17 protein-coding genes are annotated in these 18,518 nt (G+C 41.7%); 10 read left to right on the forward strand and 7 right to left on the reverse strand.

Annotated elements, in window-relative coordinates:
- Nucleotides 1–54 precede the first annotated feature (54 nt).
- Nucleotides 55–1,174 (reverse strand): IS3 family transposase gene (locus tag HUX68_RS14690; RefSeq protein WP_174613712.1). Its coding sequence is split into 2 segments (ribosomal slippage): nucleotides 55–907 and nucleotides 906–1,174, totalling 1,122 coding nucleotides; the frame shifts between segments, so codons are not numbered across the junction.
- A 223-nt stretch (nucleotides 1,175–1,397) separates the two neighbouring features.
- On the opposite strand from HUX68_RS14690, the gene ytxJ reads away from it, so the two are divergent.
- A complete protein-coding gene (gene ytxJ / locus HUX68_RS14695; RefSeq protein ID WP_174615512.1) occupies nucleotides 1,398–1,697 on the forward strand; it encodes a bacillithiol system redox-active protein YtxJ in 300 nt (99 codons plus the stop codon).
- Nucleotides 1,698–1,982: 285 nt separating this feature from the next.
- On the opposite strand, the gene HUX68_RS14700 is transcribed toward ytxJ, so the two are convergent.
- On the reverse strand, nucleotides 1,983–4,220 hold the full coding sequence (locus HUX68_RS14700; RefSeq protein ID WP_246206691.1) for a bifunctional 2',3'-cyclic-nucleotide 2'-phosphodiesterase/3'-nucleotidase: 2,238 nt from the start codon (nucleotides 4,218–4,220) through the stop codon (nucleotides 1,983–1,985).
- A gap of 150 nt (nucleotides 4,221–4,370) precedes the next feature.
- Between HUX68_RS14700 and HUX68_RS14705 the strand changes: the two genes are divergently transcribed.
- Nucleotides 4,371–5,042 (forward strand): RluA family pseudouridine synthase, encoded by a 672-nt coding sequence (locus tag HUX68_RS14705; protein WP_174615513.1) that lies wholly within the window; start codon nucleotides 4,371–4,373, stop codon nucleotides 5,040–5,042.
- A 40-nt stretch (nucleotides 5,043–5,082) separates the two neighbouring features.
- Here the strand turns inward: HUX68_RS14705 and pdxK are convergent, their stop codons facing one another.
- The gene (pdxK, locus tag HUX68_RS14710) at nucleotides 5,083–5,892 is read right to left on the reverse strand and encodes a pyridoxine/pyridoxal/pyridoxamine kinase (RefSeq protein ID WP_174615514.1); all 810 of its coding nucleotides are present in this window, start codon (nucleotides 5,890–5,892) and stop codon (nucleotides 5,083–5,085) included.
- A 299-nt stretch (nucleotides 5,893–6,191) separates the two neighbouring features.
- Here pdxK and HUX68_RS14715 point away from each other — a divergent pair, with 299 nt between their 5' ends.
- The 3 genes from HUX68_RS14715 to HUX68_RS14725 all read left to right on the forward strand — a co-directional run bounded on the left by HUX68_RS14715 (nucleotide 6,192) and on the right by HUX68_RS14725 (nucleotide 8,796).
- Nucleotides 6,192–6,830 (forward strand): endonuclease III domain-containing protein, encoded by a 639-nt coding sequence (locus HUX68_RS14715; protein WP_174615515.1) that lies wholly within the window; start codon nucleotides 6,192–6,194, stop codon nucleotides 6,828–6,830.
- Nucleotides 6,831–7,306: 476 nt separating this feature from the next.
- The gene (locus HUX68_RS14720) at nucleotides 7,307–7,870 is read left to right on the forward strand and encodes a TetR/AcrR family transcriptional regulator (protein ID WP_246206776.1); all 564 of its coding nucleotides are present in this window, start codon (nucleotides 7,307–7,309) and stop codon (nucleotides 7,868–7,870) included.
- A 14-nt stretch (nucleotides 7,871–7,884) separates the two neighbouring features.
- A complete protein-coding gene (locus HUX68_RS14725; protein WP_174615516.1) occupies nucleotides 7,885–8,796 on the forward strand; it encodes an ABC transporter ATP-binding protein in 912 nt (303 codons plus the stop codon).
- A 157-nt stretch (nucleotides 8,797–8,953) separates the two neighbouring features.
- On the opposite strand, the gene HUX68_RS14730 is transcribed toward HUX68_RS14725, so the two are convergent.
- Together HUX68_RS14730 and HUX68_RS14735 are read right to left on the reverse strand one after the other, a co-directional pair.
- The gene (locus tag HUX68_RS14730) at nucleotides 8,954–9,733 is read right to left on the reverse strand and encodes a TerC family protein (RefSeq protein ID WP_174615517.1); all 780 of its coding nucleotides are present in this window, start codon (nucleotides 9,731–9,733) and stop codon (nucleotides 8,954–8,956) included.
- 306 nt (nucleotides 9,734–10,039) lie between these two features.
- The gene (locus HUX68_RS14735; protein WP_174615518.1) at nucleotides 10,040–10,801 is read right to left on the reverse strand and encodes a DUF3891 family protein; all 762 of its coding nucleotides are present in this window, start codon (nucleotides 10,799–10,801) and stop codon (nucleotides 10,040–10,042) included.
- 145 nt (nucleotides 10,802–10,946) lie between these two features.
- On the opposite strand from HUX68_RS14735, the gene HUX68_RS14740 reads away from it, so the two are divergent.
- The 5 genes from HUX68_RS14740 (at nucleotide 10,947) to HUX68_RS14760 (ending at nucleotide 16,769) form a co-directional block, all read left to right on the forward strand.
- Nucleotides 10,947–12,581: an acetolactate synthase large subunit gene (locus HUX68_RS14740; RefSeq protein ID WP_174615519.1), complete on the forward strand. Its 1,635-nt coding sequence runs from the start codon at nucleotides 10,947–10,949 to the stop codon at nucleotides 12,579–12,581.
- Nucleotides 12,582–12,593: 12 nt separating this feature from the next.
- Nucleotides 12,594–14,024, forward strand: a complete 1,431-nt coding sequence (locus HUX68_RS14745; RefSeq protein WP_174615520.1) for an aldehyde dehydrogenase family protein — start codon at nucleotides 12,594–12,596, stop codon at nucleotides 14,022–14,024.
- 138 nt (nucleotides 14,025–14,162) lie between these two features.
- Nucleotides 14,163–15,017: a VOC family protein gene (locus tag HUX68_RS14750; protein ID WP_174615521.1), complete on the forward strand. Its 855-nt coding sequence runs from the start codon at nucleotides 14,163–14,165 to the stop codon at nucleotides 15,015–15,017.
- Nucleotides 15,018–15,215: 198 nt separating this feature from the next.
- The gene (locus tag HUX68_RS14755) at nucleotides 15,216–15,899 is read left to right on the forward strand and encodes a BMQ_0737 family morphogenetic spore coat protein (protein WP_174615522.1); all 684 of its coding nucleotides are present in this window, start codon (nucleotides 15,216–15,218) and stop codon (nucleotides 15,897–15,899) included.
- A 306-nt stretch (nucleotides 15,900–16,205) separates the two neighbouring features.
- On the forward strand, nucleotides 16,206–16,769 hold the full coding sequence (locus tag HUX68_RS14760) for a CotY/CotZ family spore coat protein (RefSeq protein ID WP_174615523.1): 564 nt from the start codon (nucleotides 16,206–16,208) through the stop codon (nucleotides 16,767–16,769).
- Between the two features lie 63 nt (nucleotides 16,770–16,832).
- On the opposite strand, the gene HUX68_RS14765 is transcribed toward HUX68_RS14760, so the two are convergent.
- Both HUX68_RS14765 and HUX68_RS14770 read right to left on the reverse strand, forming a co-directional pair.
- Complete coding sequence (locus HUX68_RS14765; protein WP_174615524.1) at nucleotides 16,833–17,207, reverse strand: hypothetical protein; 375 nt, start codon at nucleotides 17,205–17,207, stop codon at nucleotides 16,833–16,835.
- Nucleotides 17,208–17,219: 12 nt separating this feature from the next.
- Entirely contained in the window at nucleotides 17,220–18,413 is a 1,194-nt protein-coding gene (locus tag HUX68_RS14770; protein ID WP_174615525.1) for a ParM/StbA family protein, read from the reverse strand.
- Nucleotides 18,414–18,518 lie beyond the last annotated feature (105 nt).

The following is an 18,518-nucleotide window of genomic DNA, read 5'->3' on the forward strand; positions in this document are numbered from 1 at the left end:
TTGACGGGTTCTGGCATAGGAAAGATAATCGTTCCAAGATGGAGGGGCAATGACCTACTGAAAATAAATGGATGCTGGTGTTTTATAACCTAATGACTGATGCGGGCGGTCACAGTTATAAAGCCCCATATAGTCGCGAATATTTAGTCTTGCTTCTCTTGGCGTGCCATAATCTTTTAAATAGACTTCTTCATACTTGAGGCTTCGCCAAAAACGTTCTATCATGATGTTATCCAATGCGCGACCTTTACTGTCCATACTGATTTGTACGGATGGATGGTCTTTTAAGAGATTAATATACTTTGGACTGGTAAAGTGACTGCCCTGATCACTATTGAATATCTCAGGTGTTTCTATGGTTAATGCACGCTTAACAGTATCCAATACAAAGCTCATTTCAAGTGTCTGGTCTAATTCCCAACTGATAATATAACGGGAATACCAATCGATAACAGCTGTTAAATACATCCAGCTATGCTGTAATTGAATATACGTAATATCAATGCTCCAGACTTGATTGGGACGGGTAATATTCATTCCTTTCAGCAGATATGGATAAACACGGTGCTGCAGATTGCGCTTACTTAAATTGGGACCGGGATAAACTGCTTGAATGCCCATTTCACGCATGTGACGCTGTACTCTTTTGCGGTTGATGTTCACTCCTTCAGCCTTTAATTTTTCAGCAATCTTGCGTGATCCGAAATATGGAAATTTCGTATAAATCTCATCAATCCGGTGTTTCATGGCTACCTCTTCAGGTGAAGGCTCAACCGGTTTGTAATAAAGACTGGTACGATTTAAGTTCAACAGTTCGGCTTGTTGGGTGATGGGAAGTTCAGCGTCTTCCCATTCCACCATCTCCATGCGTTCCCGTCTAGTCGTGGTAGATGCCAGATTTTTTTTTGAGCCACGACAATTGCGTGGTCAATTTCCCAACTTCTGCATAAAGGTTTTCCAGCTGTTTTTCATAATCTGCTTTGATTTTTTCCTGATCCCTGTTTTGCTTCTCAAACACCTGTGGCATTTCCTGCAGGAAGTGCGTTTTCCATTTATGCAGCTGGTTCACATGTATACCATGTTCCGATGCAATCTGACTCATTGGTTTTTCTTCCTTCAAGATTTCCAACACGATTTGAGATTTGAATTCGGGGGTGTATCTTTTTCGTTTCATGTACCTACCTTAACATCTCCTTTTTTCGTGTCTAAAATCTTGGGTCCATTATAAAATGCATAAATGTTTCACTAAACGGATGTCTGTTTTATACAGATGTCCGTTTTTAATATTGGTTAAAAGTTTCCGAATCAATTACAATAAAGGTAAAATCTAAATTATGAAGGAGGTTATTGCAATGGTTGAGTTAAAAGAACTTCAGGCAACAGATGAACTGGAATAAGTGTGGGAAGAGTCAACCGAAAAGCCGGTTCTGCTTTTCAAGCATAGTACAACATGCCCAATAAGTGCTGGAGCGTTTAAGGAATATAATGCATTTTTGGACTCGGCAGAAGATAACTTGGATGGGTACATGGTCAAAGTGATTGAAAGCAGGGATATTTCGAATGAGATTGCTGATAAAACGAGTGTTAAACATGAATCCCCACAAATTTTTTTGATTAAAGATAAAGAAGTATTATGGAACACCTCACATTCGAAAATAACAGTAGACGCTATAAAAGATGCCTTGAACCAGTCATAGTTGCGAATTAAGTAATGGCGGGGTCCAAATAGGAGAGATTGGTACTCAAATGGGAGAAAACAGTATCCAATCGGGAGAGATTGGCCCGAAATGGGAGAGAACTGCATCCAATCGGGAGAGGCCTGAAATGGGAGGGATCTACATTCTCTTATGAAAGATCTCAGCAGTTGTGAAATTTCTCATGACGAACGGAAGCAAAACTATTCGGACCATTCGCTGTTAACTGCTGAATTAATATGGTAAAACCCCCGCAGCAATCCCGCCGCGGGGGTTTCGTATGGAGGATTATTTCCAGTTTTCCAAAAGCTCATTTGCACTGGCATTCAGTGCTTCCTTCGCATCGGCTGTAATAAATTTCCCCATCGCTTTATTATTTAAATGTTTTAAAAATCCTTCCACTTTTTTTACAGCCTGCTGTTGGTGTCCTTTATCCATGTGATGTGCAGCCTGTTTCAGCTTGTTTTTCAGCTGAACTGCCAATGGGTGTTCAACAGAACCGTCTGCAATATATGCTGCTGTATCTTCCTGAAGTGATGTGAGGGTTACAGGTTCTTCAGCAGCAAGGTCGATTGCATATTTGGCAAATCCATTAGCACCTTCACCAATATAGGAAATATTTCCATCTGATTGGATAAATTCCTGTGCATCTGGTGACGATTGGAATATCAGCTCAGGATTACCTTCTATTGCTGCGAATGACCAGTTTCCATCTGCTGACGGGTCAATCGTGCCGTTTTCCTGAATATATTGGATGATAACCTGTCTATTCTGAATTTGCGGTGACAGAACAATTTGACTGCCATCCAGGTTCGGGAAGTTACCGCCGCCGCTTGCCCGGTAGTTATTTGTCGCTACCAGGAATTCCTGGCTGTCCTCAACTGGCTCACCATTATATTGCAGATTGACAATCCGTTGTGCGTTAGGGTTAATCAGCTCACCATCATTGTTATATCGGGATGGTTCGGTAACATCAATTTCGTACGTAAGCCCATCGATTACATCAAAGTTATAAGTTGAAAAACCTAAGTCCACTAAAGCTTGTGGTTCAGAAATGTTCGGGTCAATCTGGTTAAACTGTCCGGCAGACATTTCAAGCCACTGATGAATTTCTTTACCGGTCAATTTTACAACTTTTAATGTGTTCGGGTACACATAAAGGTCTGCTACATTTTTGATCGCAATCGGGCCTTCCGGAATGTATGTGTAATATCCCGCACCACTGCGTCCGCCCGCTTTAAATGGTGCTGCGGCCGACAATATTGGCAAATTCTCATATTCCGTTCCGGTTACCGCCTGTTTGGTGTACCACTTTTGTGCATTGGAAACAATCTGCACAGACGGATCATCTTTTACAAGCGCAAAATAGCTGTAAATTGGTGCGGTAGTCTCACCAACCTGGGAACGAATATAGTCGAGTGTTGCCTGATGTTCCTCGGATATCGCATCAAGGATTTCCTGGTCCGGCTCAACAAGTGCTTCTCCAGTTTCTTCATTATAAATGGAGCGTACCTCGGAGCTGGAATCAATCACATCCCAGTCTTCGCCATTTTTTTCAAGCTGCAGATCAATGATTCCCAGATGATTTCCCCAATAGCCGGCTTCAACAGAAGGGACTCCATTGATGGTGCCTTTTTCCAGGTTTACGCCTGGAATACCGGCAAACGTTTCACTCGGAAATGCTTCATGGGCATGGCCAAACATGATGGCATCGATGCCTTCAATTTCTGTCAGGTTATAGGTTGCATTTTCTTCGCGTTCTTGCAATTCGACTGATCCCAGTCCGGAGTGCGGAATGGCAACAATGATGTCTGCGCCCTGTTCCTGCATAATTGGAACATACTTTTTAGCAGATTCATAGATTCCTTTTGTTATAACTTTTCCTTCGAGGTTGGAGCGGTCCCACTGCATAATTTGTGGAGGAACAAAACCAATAACACCAACATCTACCGTCTGTGTATTACCATTTGTGTCCGTTACCTGTTTATGTAAAATCTTGTAGGGATCAAAAAATGGCTGGTCGTTGCTTGGGTCATTATCGCCGTCATCATAATAGACGTTGGCATTTACATACGGGAAATTCGCATCATCAATTGATTCTTTCAAAAAATCAATCCCATAGTTGAATTCATGATTCCCGATGTTTGCTGCGTCATAATCCAATAAATTCATAGCCTTGTAGACAGGATGTACTTCTCCTTCTTCAAGTCCATTTCTGGCAACATAATCGCCTAGCGGGTTTCCCTGAATAAGATCGCCATTATCAAACAACATGCTGTTCACAGCCTCGCCGCGGGCCTCTTTAATCCGTGTTGCTGTCAATGCCAGGCCGAATTCATTCGTCGGTTCGTCCTGATAATAGTTATAGTTTGCCAGATGGACGTGGATATCTGTTGTCTCCATCAGGCGCAAATTGACAATGCTGCTATCTTCTGCAGCGCTTGAAGTATTTCCTTCAAGCGGGGTAAAAATAAGCATAATTGCCATTAATGGGAAGATAACTTTCCACATTGTTTGTCGATACATAGTGTAACCCCTTTCAAAATATTGTCACATTTAGAATAATGGAAAACTAGGAAAAAATAAATAGGCTGATTAGCCTGGGTACAATGAACCAGAACAATGAAGGTATGTTATGATAGGAAAAGTTATGAAATAAAGGAGTTCGATTGTTGCATGAATATACCGATAATATACGAAGACAACCATTTGTTGGTCGTGGAAAAACCAGTCAACATGCCTGTGCAGGGAGATCAAAGTGGTGACAGCGATCTGCACAATTTATTGAAACATGATTTGAAGGTACGTTACCAGAAGCCAGGAAATGTCTATCTTGGCCTGGTCCATCGCCTCGACCGTCCCGTTGGAGGTGCCATGGTATTTGCAAAGACTTCAAAAGCTGCCTCCCGTCTGTCAGATTCCATACGGCGAAATAGATTTGATAAAACATATGCAGCTGTGGTACGTGGTACTCCTCATGAAAAGCACGCCCGGCTGGAGCATTTTCTATATAAGGATCGTCAGGAAAACAAAGTATATGCTGTATCCGCACAGCAAAAGCACGCTAAAAAAGCTTTGTTGGACTATGAAGTGATGGAAGTGAACAATAACTTGAGTATGTTGTCCATTAACCTTATAACAGGACGATCCCATCAGATACGTGTTCAGTTAGCTGAATCTGGTTTTCCACTGTATGGTGATCAAAAATACGGACAGTATGTCAATAAACCTGGACAGCAAATAGCGCTATGGTCGAATAAACTGTCACTTGAACACCCAACAAAAAAAGAAACGATGGAATTCACTTCTACCCCGCCGGAAGGTTATCCTTGGAGTTTGTTCCGTTAAAAAAACCCCCGGTATACTACGTTGCCGGGGATTTTCCATGTTATTTTTCAAACTGATTATATGCGCCGTGCATGACAGGACCGACATATTCATTCATTTTCCATCCGTGTGCAATTGCGGCAGTAACAAATTCCTTCGCTTTTGCAACAGATTCTTTTACGGACAAGTTATTGGCCAGGTTGGCTGTAGTTGCTGCTGCAAATGTACATCCGGCGCCATGGTTGTAACTCGTGTTAATTTTATCTGTTTCCAATATCGTAAAGTCTGTTCCATCATAGAAAAGGTCAATCGCTTTTTCATGGTCAAACACTTTACCGCCTTTGATGACGACATTTTTGGCACCAAGTTCATGAATTTTTACTGCTGCTTCTTTCATGCCATCCATTGTTTTAATTGGACCATTTTGTGCAAGCTGACCGGCTTCAAACAGATTTGGTGTCGTAAGCGTTGCCCGGGGGAGAAGCACTTCCCGCATGGCATCCGTGTTTTCCGGCTGCAGTACTTCATCTTCTCCTTTGCATACCATTACAGGATCGAGAACAAATTTATTGAGTTTATACTCATCGATTTTCCGGGCACCAAGCTCAATAATTTCAACGGAACCAAGCATGCCTGTTTTCATGGCATCAACACCGACTGACAGGATGGTGTCCAATTGTTTTCCAACAATATTTACGTCAATTGGATATACCCCATGGCTCCAGTTGTCTTTTGGGTCCATTGTGACAATCGATGTCAATGCGGTCATGCCATACACACCATGCTCCTGGAATGTTTTCAGATCTGCCTGTATTCCTGCGCCACCGCTTGAATCGGATCCGGCGAGTGTTAATGTTTTTTTCATGGACATATGCATACCTCCGAACTGCGAATTATATTTTTTCATCCAATTCTAGAATATAACAGATGATGACGGAAAAAAAGCATGACGGGTTTTTCGAGCAGAGTTGAAGCAGGGGATGTAGTAAGAGATAACAATCATAGATGCATATAACAAATAATTGCTGTTAAACAGATACATACCTTCACCGGTAAGCGCATATGGCACCTCCATTTGAGCATCTTGATTCTTTGTTTTCATGATACAATATGTTTTAAAAGCAGGTATTCAGGCAGCGTAAAATTCAAGTAAAGTTTTCGGAGGTTTATATGCACAATTATAATTTCATTTATAAAAAACTATATGAGCATTATGGTCCGCAAGGGTGGTGGCCGGCTGATACAGCATTTGAAATGATGATTGGGTCCATTCTGGTGCAGAACACGAATTGGCGTAATGCAGAGAAGGCTGTCTCCAGAGTGAAAGACTATCTGAAGCCGGAAATAATGGATTATCTGCCCGAAAATGAGCTTGCTGAACGAATCAGACCAAGTGGGTTTTTCAATATAAAAGCACAAAGAGTCAAATCGTTTCTTGAATGGTTCAGAAGGTATGATTATGATGTCAGACAAGTAATGCAAATGGACAGCAATTATCTTCGGCAGGAACTGTTGAATATCAAGGGAATTGGCAGCGAAACAGCCGACGTTATGCTGCTGTATGCATTTGATAAGCCAATATTTGTAACAGATGCATATGCAAGAAGGATTTTTTATCGGTTCGGTTATGATATGCCCGAAACGTATGACGGTTTTCGGAGCGAGGTTGAAAAACACATGTCAAATGAATTGAACGTATTCCAGGAGTATCATGCTTTGCTCGTTGAACACGCAAAACAAATATGCAAAAAGCGGCCGCTCTGTGAAGTATGCCCATTGAATACAGTTGGTGAGCAGCGATTAAACTGATTGGCCTGAGACGTGCTACATCCGGAGTCGTAATTGCCCTGCATCAGCAGCAGGGTATTTTTAATGCGAAATTTCAGTCACCCAGCCGACGACGAAAAAGGCTATCCGCAGTAATATGAAAGTACCATCGATAATTAATCAGAGGAGGTTGGCGGATGATGATGATGTACTATAACCGGGATGTATGTAAGTACATGGCTGAAGCACGCATAAACAGACTGCGTAAATCCGTATGGAGAATCTTTTTAAAACCACAAAAATAAACGAAGACTTCATCTTGCTGAAGTCTTTTTTTGGACGTTATTGACCTGTACGGTCTAAACTGTTATCTTATAGTCGACCATAACGGTCTAAAATTATTCGGCAGGTGTCAGTGCATGAACCGAATAATTTTGAAGCAGAAGGAGTGAAATGTCATTCCAACAAAATTTAAGAGTATCAATGAAGGTAAACAGCAGCGGATTATCAATGCTGCACTGGATGAATTTGCAGCGAATGGTTATGAACGCGCATCAACCAATCAAATTATAAAGAATGCCGGAATCGGCAAGGGAATGCTTTTCTACTATTTTGGCAGTAAAAAAGATCTTTATCACTATTTAGTGGAGTATTCTCTGGATGTAATGAAAACTGATTATTTAAATGTCATAAACATGTATGAAACAGATTTTATAAAACGTCTCAGGCAGGCGACACACCTAAAAATGAGATGTTTTGTAGAGAATCCGAGTGTGTTTAATTTTCTGGGGACATTTTTCTTCAGGTCTGAAACTAATTTACCGGAGAATCTGGAAAAACGATATGTTAACTTAAAACAACAAGGCTATGACATCATGTATGCAAACATTGACAAATCACTGTTCAGAGAGGATGTTGATGTAGAAAAAGCATTTAAGCTGATCCAGTGGGCACTCGACGGATATCAGAACGAAATTATTGCCCGTCTACAAGGAGAAAAGATGACTGATGTTAACTTTGAACCATATTGGGAAGAGTTTTACGGTTATCTTGATACATTAAAGAAAAGCTTCTATAAATAAGAGGAGGAATTTGATTGGCTGTATTGAGCACACAGGGATTAACGAAGAAGTTCGGCAAGTTTACTGCGCTGGATGGAATTGACATTAATGTGAATCCGGGTGAAGTGTATGGATTCATCGGTCCGAATGGTGCCGGGAAATCCACGACTATCCGTATCCTGCTTGGTATATTAAAGGCAACTTCCGGGGAGGCGCAAATATTTGGAAAAGATGTTTGGAAAGATGCCGTCGATATTCATAAGCGGATTGCTTATGTTCCCGGTGATGTGAATCTGTGGCCAAATCTTACCGGTGGGGAAGTCATCGATTTGTTTGTAAAGCTTCGGGGCGCCAACAATAAAAACAGGCGCGAAGAACTGATTAAAAAGTTTGATTTGGATCCATCCAAGAAATGCCGAACATACTCAAAAGGGAACAGGCAAAAGGTTGCGCTTGTTGCTGCCTTTTCATCTGATGCTGATTTGTACATTCTGGATGAACCAACATCGGGACTTGATCCGTTAATGGAGCGTGTTTTCCAGGAATGTGTGGGGGCGGTGAAACGTGAAGGAAAAAGTATTCTGCTCTCAAGTCATATTTTATCTGAAGTGGAGAAATTGTGTGATACAGTCGGCATCATCCGACAGGGGAAGATCATTGAAAGTGGTTCATTGAGCGAACTGCGACATTTAACCAGGGCAAATCTGCTCATACAAACGAAAGAGCCGGTTCCATCATTGGATACGATGGAGGGAGTTCATAATCTTACAGAAAAAAATCAGGAACTTTCTTTTCAAGTTGATATGGAAAAACTTGATACAGTTCTCAAACATGTCAGCCAATTTGGTGTGGTGAAACTGGAGAGTGCACCGCCGACTCTTGAAGATTTGTTTATGCGTCACTATGAAGGGAAGGAAGTTTCTGAGGAGAAGGGTGGTGTTTCCTAATGGCGAAGGAACTGACTAAAAATTCAGCAGGTTTCGCCAGGTTGTTCGATATTTCCCGGGAAATATCGACAAAAATTGGTTTATAAATGATGGATGAGATAACTGAATTGACGGTGGAAAAGCTAAAAGGGTAGCCTGATTATGGCTACCCTTCATATTATGATGATGATTCATTAGATCTTTTTTTCGAGCCGGTTTTACCCGATACAAACCAGCCGATGATTGCAATGCCTAACAGAATAGTCCAGAAGAAGATGGTCCATACTGTGCTGTGAGCAAATCCTTCGGGCAATACGCTGACTTGTTCGTGTGAAAGGGTGATGACGGCAAGTTTAATTCCTACCCATCCGACAATCAGGTATGCAGTCATTTCCAGACCCGGCCGTTTTTCAAGCAATTTTACAAACCAGTTGGCAGCAAATTTGATTAGAACCAACCCGGCAATACTTGCCAGTACGATGACAGCAAACCGACCGCCATCCATACCCCCGAATTGTGGTAATGGAGTGACAGGCAATGTTACCGCAAGTGCAACTGCAGCAAGGATGGAGTCAATGGCAAATGCAACGTCAGCAACACCAATTTTGGCAACTGTAGGCCAGAATCCCATACCTGCTTTGTTTGGGTCTGCTTCTTCACTTTCTTTTGAACTGAAGTATTCTTTATAAACATGCTTTCCACCCAGATAAATTAAATACGCCGCTCCAATTGCCTGCACCTGCCAGATACCGGCAATAAAAGATATTAGAAATATTGCGGCAAAGCGGAAGATAAATGCCATGTATATCCCGTAATCGATTGCGCGCTTTTTCTGTTTCTCAGGCAGATGTTTTGCGATTACTGCCAGAACGAGCGCATTGTCAGCGGAAAGTAAACCTTCCAATCCAATCAATATTAATAATGTCCACGCATATTGCAAAATTAATGCTGAGTCCATAAACTTTCTCCCTTCATTTAACAAAAATAGAGACTTTACCCAATAATGTGGTAAAAGTCTCTAAAAATAAAACAGACCTTTACCACAATTGGCAAAGGTCTTGCTAACAACGCCGTAGTTGCCAGTAAAGCCGAGAGTTTGTGTTTCTCTGTAATGACGACTCCACTGTTAAAGCTACTCCCCTTTGAAAATCTACTATAATTTAACCACTATCCATGCCATATGTCAACTAATATTTTTAACGTGATTATAACAGTACCTTTGCTTTCTGTATTTTGGGTGAGATGTATTTTTTTATACATGCTGTTATGTTATTTCCGACAGCAGCACATTATATTCTTTCAGGGGTGCATCATCAAAGCTGTTGCTTAATCCTTTTTCCGAAATGGTCGTTTTTAAAACATTTTTATACTTAATCGTGACCGAAAAGGGTGCTGAAAAAGGAAAATTCTCTAATTCAATTGTTTTTTCATCTTTCCAACGTGCCATCATTTTATTTTGTTCAAATAACAAACTTGGGGCGGGGATTCCATGTCGGAAAAAAGGGTGTTCATCTGGTTTGGCTGCCCCCGGTTCATTGAGGCATATATAGAGTGAAAGGCTGTCACAAAACTGAAGAAGTTCATAATGAAAATCATACAAATGGTCATCAATTTTAAGCGTTTTACTGATTTGCTCCTGGCGTCTCTGTTCGCTGTCGACAAACTCCCTGGCTTCTTCAGATTTATCATCCAGTAAAAAGTTTGTGTAATGCCGGCTGCATAAGAGGCCAGCATAGGCGTTCTTCTTTACTACTTCTTCAATCCCGTGTTTGTAAAAAACGGTTTTGGGAAGGACGGGAAAATCAACAAATGTATATGGCGCCCTTTTTGCGTCATTCCAAAACGGTTGTTTATCAATCCTTTTCCATCCATAGTCATGGTTTTGAACTGCATATTCCACTGATTTCCAAAGTTGATGACCACGAAATAAATTTCTGTCCCAATTATGCAGTAATTGTCCTGAAATGTGGGCATGATCATCCTGTTCAATCATGACAAACTTGTTTTCGTGTTCTCTGACAATCATTTGTTGTCACCTGCCAAATGTAATTTATTTGTTCAAGCGTATCACACTTTCCCATATGCAAAAAAGTTGTGACTGTAAGTTGTACATATTCCCTGGCAAACACGGAATACTATGCAAAAAACCGTAGTATAAAGGTGGTAATTTTGTGAAAGCATCAGATTTATTTGTTAAATGTCTGGAAAATGAAGGTGTCGACTATATTTTTGGTCTGCCGGGTGAGGAAAATACAGATTTAATGGAGTCTTTGGCTGATTCGAATATTGAGTTTGTTGTTGTTTTTCATGAGCAGGCTGCCGCATTTATGGCTGATGTATATGGAAGGCTGACAGGTAAAACCGGGGTTTGCCTCGGAACATTAGGCCCCGGTGCTACCAATCTGATGACGGGGGTTGGTGATGCGTATCTTGATTATGCTCCCGTTGTCGCCATTACAGGACAAGCGGGGCTGGAGAGGGTTCATAAAGAGTCCCATCAGCATGTTGATATTGTCGGCATGTTTGATCAAATTACCAAGTGGAGCCAGCAAATTAAAGTGGCACATACTATTCCGGAAATCATCCGTAAAGCCTTTAAAACGTCTCTTCTTGATAAACCGGGTGCAGTGCATATCGAACTCCCGGAAGATATCGCCATGACGGACACAGGTGGTGAACCACTCCCTGTCGCTTCCATTCCTGTTTCACAGCCCGATGAAGCGGAAGTAAAACGGGCGGCTGAGCTGATTAACAAAGCCGAGCGGCCAATTATTCTTGTTGGTAATGGAGTCATCCGCGACGAGGCATCGGCAAATTTACAAAAGTTTGCCGAGGAGACTAATATTCCGGTTGCCAATACATTCATGGCCAAGGGAGTTCTGCCTTCCAATCACCCGCTGACACTTTATACGGTTGGTGTGCAGGAACAGGACTATGTACTTTGCGGGTTTGATACGGCAGATCTGATTATTACGGTGGGATATGATTTTGTGGAATATCTTCCAAAATATTGGAATGATGAGGCAATGAATAAAATTGTCCACCTGGATACAATGCCTGCAGAAGTGGATGCTTATTATCCGACTGGAGCAGAGCTGGTCGGTGATGTTAAGGAGTCGCTTAAAGAATTGTCCGAAAAAGTAAAGAAAAAAGAGCTGTGGTCAAAGGCAAAGGAATTAAAATCGCAGCTTGAGGAAAAACTGCATGCTTCTGATAATGACACGGGCAGTCCGGTGAAACCACAACGCATACTTGCCGATATAAAAAAGGCTGAAAAAGGTGAAGCAGTAGTTATTTCAGATGTTGGTGCACATAAATTGTGGGTTGCCCGCACGTATCAGCCTGATAAACCGAACCACACGATTATTTCAAATGGCTGGGCATCAATGGGGATTGGGATACCGGGTGCAATCGCAGCTAAGCTTGCCGATCCTGACAAGCCGGTTATTACAGTGGTCGGAGATGGCAGCTTTATGATGAATGCTGCTGAACTCGTTACTGCAAAGCGAATGGGACTGGCTTTTGTTGTTGTCATTTTTAATGATTCCAAGTTTGGATTGATTGAGTGGACCCAGTTGAAGAAATTCGGTCGGACATATGCAGTTGAATTTATGAATCCGGACTTTCTCGATTTTGCAAAAAGTGTTGGGGCAAAAGGGGTAAAAGTTGAGCATTCGGATGAATTGCTGCCTGCATTGGAAGATGCACTTTCCAGTAATGAAATTGTCCTGATTGATGTGGATGTCGATTACTCGGAGAACATGGAACTGACTGAACAACTCGGTGATTATATTTGTAACCTGTAGGAGGTATTGCAGATGACAAAGAAATGGAAGTTATGGATTGGCGGAAAATGGCGTGAACCGAAAGATTATGAGACATTAACAAACCCGCATACAGAAGAAGAATTGGCGGAAATCGGCCAGGCCGAGCCGGCAGATGCAGTTGAAGCGGTTGTGGAGGCCCACCGGTCATTTCAGAAATTCAGAGATTATCCGGCACATGCACGAGCCAGGATACTCGCCAAAGCAGCCACGATTCTGGAAGAGCGGTCTGATGAGTGTGCTAAAATTATTGCTAAAGAAGGAGCCAAATCAATCCGCAACGCCCGGGAGGAAATGAGTCGGACTGTCCAGACATACCGGTTTTCCGCGGAAGAGGCAAAACGGAATTATGGTGAACGTATTCCCATGGATGCAGCAGAAGGGGGAGAGAACCGATTCGGATATACCAGGCGAACCCCATTAGGTGTCGTGACGGCGATTACACCATTCAATTTTCCATTCAATCTTGTCGCACATAAAGTTGGGCCAGCGATTGCCGCGGGGAACTCCATTGTGCTCAAGCCTGCTGAGCAGACACCGTTAAGTTCACTGTTTCTTGCAGAAGTTTTTAAAGAAGCAGGACTTCCCGCAGGAGTGCTGAACGTTATTCCCGGGAAAGGCGATGTCCTGAGTGAAGAACTGACGAAACATCCGTATGTGAAGAAGGTGACGTTTACAGGAAGTGTGGAAGTTGGGCATACAATACAACAGCAGGCAGGTTTTCGCAAGTTAACACTCGAGCTTGGTTCCAATTCTCCGTTTATTATTGATGAAGGGGTGGATATTGATAAAGTAATTGAGCGAAGTGTTCAGGGTGCATTTTCGTTTAATGGACAGGTGTGTATCTCGATTCAGCGGATTTATGTACATCAGTCACTTTATGAGGAGTTTCTCGAACGGTTTGTGACCCGGACAAAACAGCTTGTCATCGGGTCTCCGATGGATGAAAAAACCAACATTACAGCGGTTATTTCAAAGAAATCGCTGGAGCGACTACAGAACTGGCTGGATGAAGCAGTGCAGGAAGGTGCCAATGTTGAGTGTGGCGGCGGTGTACAAGGAAATGTTATGGAGCCGACTGTATTGACAAATGTGAATCGTGATTCAAAGGTATTTCGTAATGAAATATTTGGTCCAATGGTGTGCATATTTCCGTTTGATACGCTGGATGAGGCTATTGATGATGCCAATGATTCACGCTATGGGCTGAACTCCGGTGTGATGACGCCAAGTCTTGAGCGGGCTTTTTATGCTGCGGAGCGACTTGAAACAGGTGGTGTAATTGTTAACGACATTCCAACCTACCGGATAGATAATATGCCATACGGCGGATGGAAAGACAGTGGGGTTGGCCGGGAAGGTGTTAAATATGCGATGCGCGAAATGATGGAGATGAAATTTATCAGTATTAAGACTGGCGATTAATGCAAAATACAGACAACCCGGAGTTTCAGCTGAACCCGGGTTGTCTATTAGTATTGACTTATACGCCATTATTGTTTATAATTACTTACATAAAGTAACTTAGTGAATAATAATAATTAAATATAGAGGAGAATTTTTATGGAACGGAAGTTTTTTGAAAAACCGACGACATATGTCGGGGAAGTGAATATTAACGTAACGGATTTGGATCGCTCGATAGAGTTTTATCAGTCCATCATCGGGTTCAAAGTACTTGATCAGACGGCACGGAAAGCTGTTTTGACCGCGGACGGAATGACATCCCTCCTGACATTGGAACAGCCGGAAAATGTGTTGCCAAAGGAAGCCCGCAAAGCTGGTTTGTATCATTTCGCCATTCTGTTGCCAACACGTGCTGACTTGTCTGCATTTCTTAGACATATTGCCAGTAACGGAATACGAATTGGTGCAGCTGACCATTATGTCAGTGAAGCACTTTATTTATCCGATCCGGATGGTAATGGAATTGAAGTTTATCACGATCGTCCCGCTGTTGAATGGACATGGACAGGGGATCAGGTTTCCATGGCCACTGAGCAGCTTGATGCGGAAGGCCTGCTTGCAGAAAGTGAAAAAGAATGGGCTGGACTTCCGGGCGAAACGGTGATGGGTCATATTCATTTACATGTCGCGGACCTGGAAGAGGCTAAAACATTTTATAAAGATGGTCTTGGATTTCAGGTTGTGACCAATTATCCTGGAGCACTTTTTACGTCCACCAATGATTATCATCATCATATTGGTTTGAATGTTTGGAACGGACGGGGAGCACCGGCTCCGTCTGAAAACAGTGCAGGATTAAACTGGTATACACTTGTTTTTCCGGATCAGGGAGCAAGAGAAAAGGCCGCCATTCGTCTTGAAAAGGGTGGTGCCAGCGTAGAGAAAGAGTCTGATAAATATATCACCAAAGACCCTTCCGGTACTACGATTCATTTGGTGTTATCTGAGTAATTATTACCCGTTCTGAACATTGTCAGAACGGGTTTTGCTGTTTCCGGGAAAGTATAGAATTGATGTTCAGCGTATCAGAGGGCCTGTTTGCCCAAAATGATAAATATCCTGCCAATTCCGCTAAATCATTATACGCTTTTTCCTATGCATTCATAGATTACCAATGAAAGAAAATATATTATTTGGAGGTGTATGCTAATGCAAGCAAAGAATTTAACAGGTGGTCAGGAACTCTTGTGTATCAACACGGAAAAAGTGTATGACTGGGTTATTAACGAAGCGACCTTTGATCTCGCGTTAGGCGACCTGGTATTACCGGTTGGACCTGATGGGACCCAGTTAGAGTGCGGTGATATTGTACTTGATTCTGTTTCATGTTCAGTTGCACCGGCCGAAGTAGACCCAATTGTTATTTTGAGTCGGACGGATCAGCAATTTGTTATCGATGGAGCGCAAGTCACACTGCAACTGGTCAATATTCAAAAAAACTTTGAGGTTACGGTTTTTGCAAATGTCATCCCGGAACTTGGAGGAGGAACTGTGGAAATCGGCAGTGCTGACTTCACCAGATGTGAACAAGTGGTTCTTTGTGCACCAGAAGGAACAGATATTGATGTATCGTATACTGATCTAGAGTGTTTTGTATGCACAGCAACATGTGATCCTGGTACAACAACGGAAGCAGACGAACTTGATGTTACTGTCACAGTTCGCTTGTGTCAAAGCATTCAGTCAACTTTTGAGGTAACACTTGAGCTTGTTGCAGACTTCTGCGAACCAAGAGAGGAGCTGCCAATCCCTCCGTGCCCTGCACCAACTATTCCACCTCAGTGCCCGGTAGTTTTTCCAAACAATATTGGTACCAATAATGACAATTGTTAAGATTGCATAAACTACCAGATAGATAGTATGGAGGGGATCCCCTCCCTTTACTATCTATGGGTGGATAAAAAACGGTCAAGCTAAATGCAGTGATATAAAGCACTTACTGCAGTTCGTATTTTTTGGCGATACGTCACAGACCACAATCATATCACCATGATATGTACATATATGTTTAATCTATTAAAACAGCTTATTGCACATTAATCGTTAACCATTTTTGCATCTGATAGGCTTCCAAATCAAGCGTAACGGGTTTTCTTTACGTATACTATTACCGACATAACTATAAAGGGGTGAAAAAACATGAATAGATATCACCATGATTACCTGGAAGACGATAGGTCCAAGGGTGCGCATCATAGAAAGAAATGCTGTGGTCACTGTTCAACAGGATGTGGGCACAACAAACACTATGAAAATTGTGTCGGGGATGTTTTGGAAGCAATATTAGAGGCGCAACGAAAAGTACAGCATAATCATTGCAAAGCATCATGTGAGGGTTCTATTGACGATTTACTGGGAAAGAAAAGAAGGTCCAGGAAAAATACAATTCCTATTGTTCTTTATTGTGGCTGCAAACCTTTTAAAGGTACAGGAGTCTTTTCCTATTCCTGTCATTCCAAGAAAAAATTAAAATGCATTGAAACGTATATATTCAAAATTAAGGATTTAAAAGGCGAATGTGCTGTCCTTGAATTGCTGACATTCAAATCTGATTTAAATGATACGGCCGGAAATAATAAATGTTCACTCTGTTCGCAGGTTGATCATAAGTGTGTTGATGATCTGATGAAAACGGGGATCTGTATAGAAGTCGATCTTTCCTGTTTCTGCGCAGTAACATGCCTGGATGCTGTCCGTTTATAAATCATTCCGTGTGCAACATAAAAAGGTAAACCATGTCGTGGTTCACCTTTTTACATAAAGATTTTACCCTCCGAACGCTTCAATAACATCTTCCGCATCCTTAATATTAATTTTTCCAGTTACATTAGTTTTACTGTTTGGTGATGTTTTATTATTGAAATGGGGTTTGTTGTAATATCCACGTTGCATCATCTTCTTTATTTCCAGTAATTCAAGCATAATTTCATTTGGCCCTGTATTTCGAATTGGCTGGGATTGCAGATAATGGTCCAGTGCTGCAAAAACAAGGTGAATCAGTGTGTTGTTTTTAGCATGGTATGCGATTTGTTCCTGTGTTCTCGCAGAAACTGAATAAGATTCCCCCGTTTTAACATCAATGAACGTGTCGGGAATTGTTAATGTCGTTTCATTCATATAATCGGTATACACTTTCGACATGATGATCACCCTCTAATTATTTGTGACGGCAAAGTCATCAAAATTGGCTTGCTCATTTCTAATCAAATTCATTTTGGCTAAAATCATAAGCCCGAGAACATTCAGTTTTTCCATATCTTCCGGGTAAAATAAATCAATGGGGCGCCCTCTGTCTTTCCAAGTGATTGCTGCTTCCTGGATTTGTCGTTGTGCAATGTCCGCTGCACCGCCGACGGCAATGTATCGGGAAGCTTCCTTAATTTCACTTGAACTGCTGCGTGTACGGTCAAAGTGCTCAAGGTATTTGGTTGCCATTGCTCTCAGCTGCGGGATGATATATTTACTTATGTCTTTTTTGACACCAGCAAATGGTTCGACATACCATTCTGATTGTCCAGCGGCCAGTTTCTCTTCCAGTTCCGATCTGGAGTCAAATTTGTAAAGTTCGTGTTTGCTCACTTTTTGAATGATTTTATCTAGAAACTGATTAATGCCAAATGGCTCTCCTTCAATGGATGCAACAGGTTTATTATTTTTTATTCCTACAAAGTCAACAGAATCCCCGCCTAAATCGCCGATAATTATACCTTTTGCCGAATCCTGGACAAGTGTATCATCCTTAATCAGGAGTGAGTCCTGATCGCGCGTCATACCCAGGTAAGCACAAGCTCCTTCAGCACCAATAATCACATCTTGAATTGTCAGGTTAACAACAACTTCTTTCGGTTCGCCGATACCGGGAACTTTATGAAATATGACAGTATGTTTTCCGGTTAACTTTTCCTTGAAATCATTCTTTTTTTCCTTATATTGTGTAGTTGGCAGTGATACAGCCATTTGATTGATTTCATAATCCAGCTCGATTTCATCAATTGGATTACTTGATAATGCATGAAAAGCTGCCATTGCAAAAAGCAATGTAAACGTACGTGGCTCATCTGCTTTTTGATTATTAAATGAAGTCAGGCTGACATTTTTTTGTTTCGTTGCCGCTTTCCCGATATAATAAATTTCCCGCTTATCAAGTACTGCAGGGCTTTTAACTTCTACAATCAGATTATCTTCAAGTTCAATATCTTCATCATCATAAGGCATTTCGTAAAACTCCCGGTCAAATAACGCAATTGCATTAGGTATTTGATATTCGGACAATTCCCCCTTATCTGATGTAATTGCTTTATACCAGCTGTTACCGATGTCTACAGCAAGAATATTATTCCGGTCCATGATCCTCCACCTCCAAGATAATCCTATGCAAAATGGAACATAATCTGTGCAAGTACCCAATTTTATAATTAATAAATTTAAATGATGGATTACTTCTATTAAAAA

The organism is Virgibacillus ihumii (genome assembly GCF_902726655.1).
GTDB lineage: Bacteria > Bacillota > Bacilli > Bacillales > Amphibacillaceae > Lentibacillus > Lentibacillus ihumii.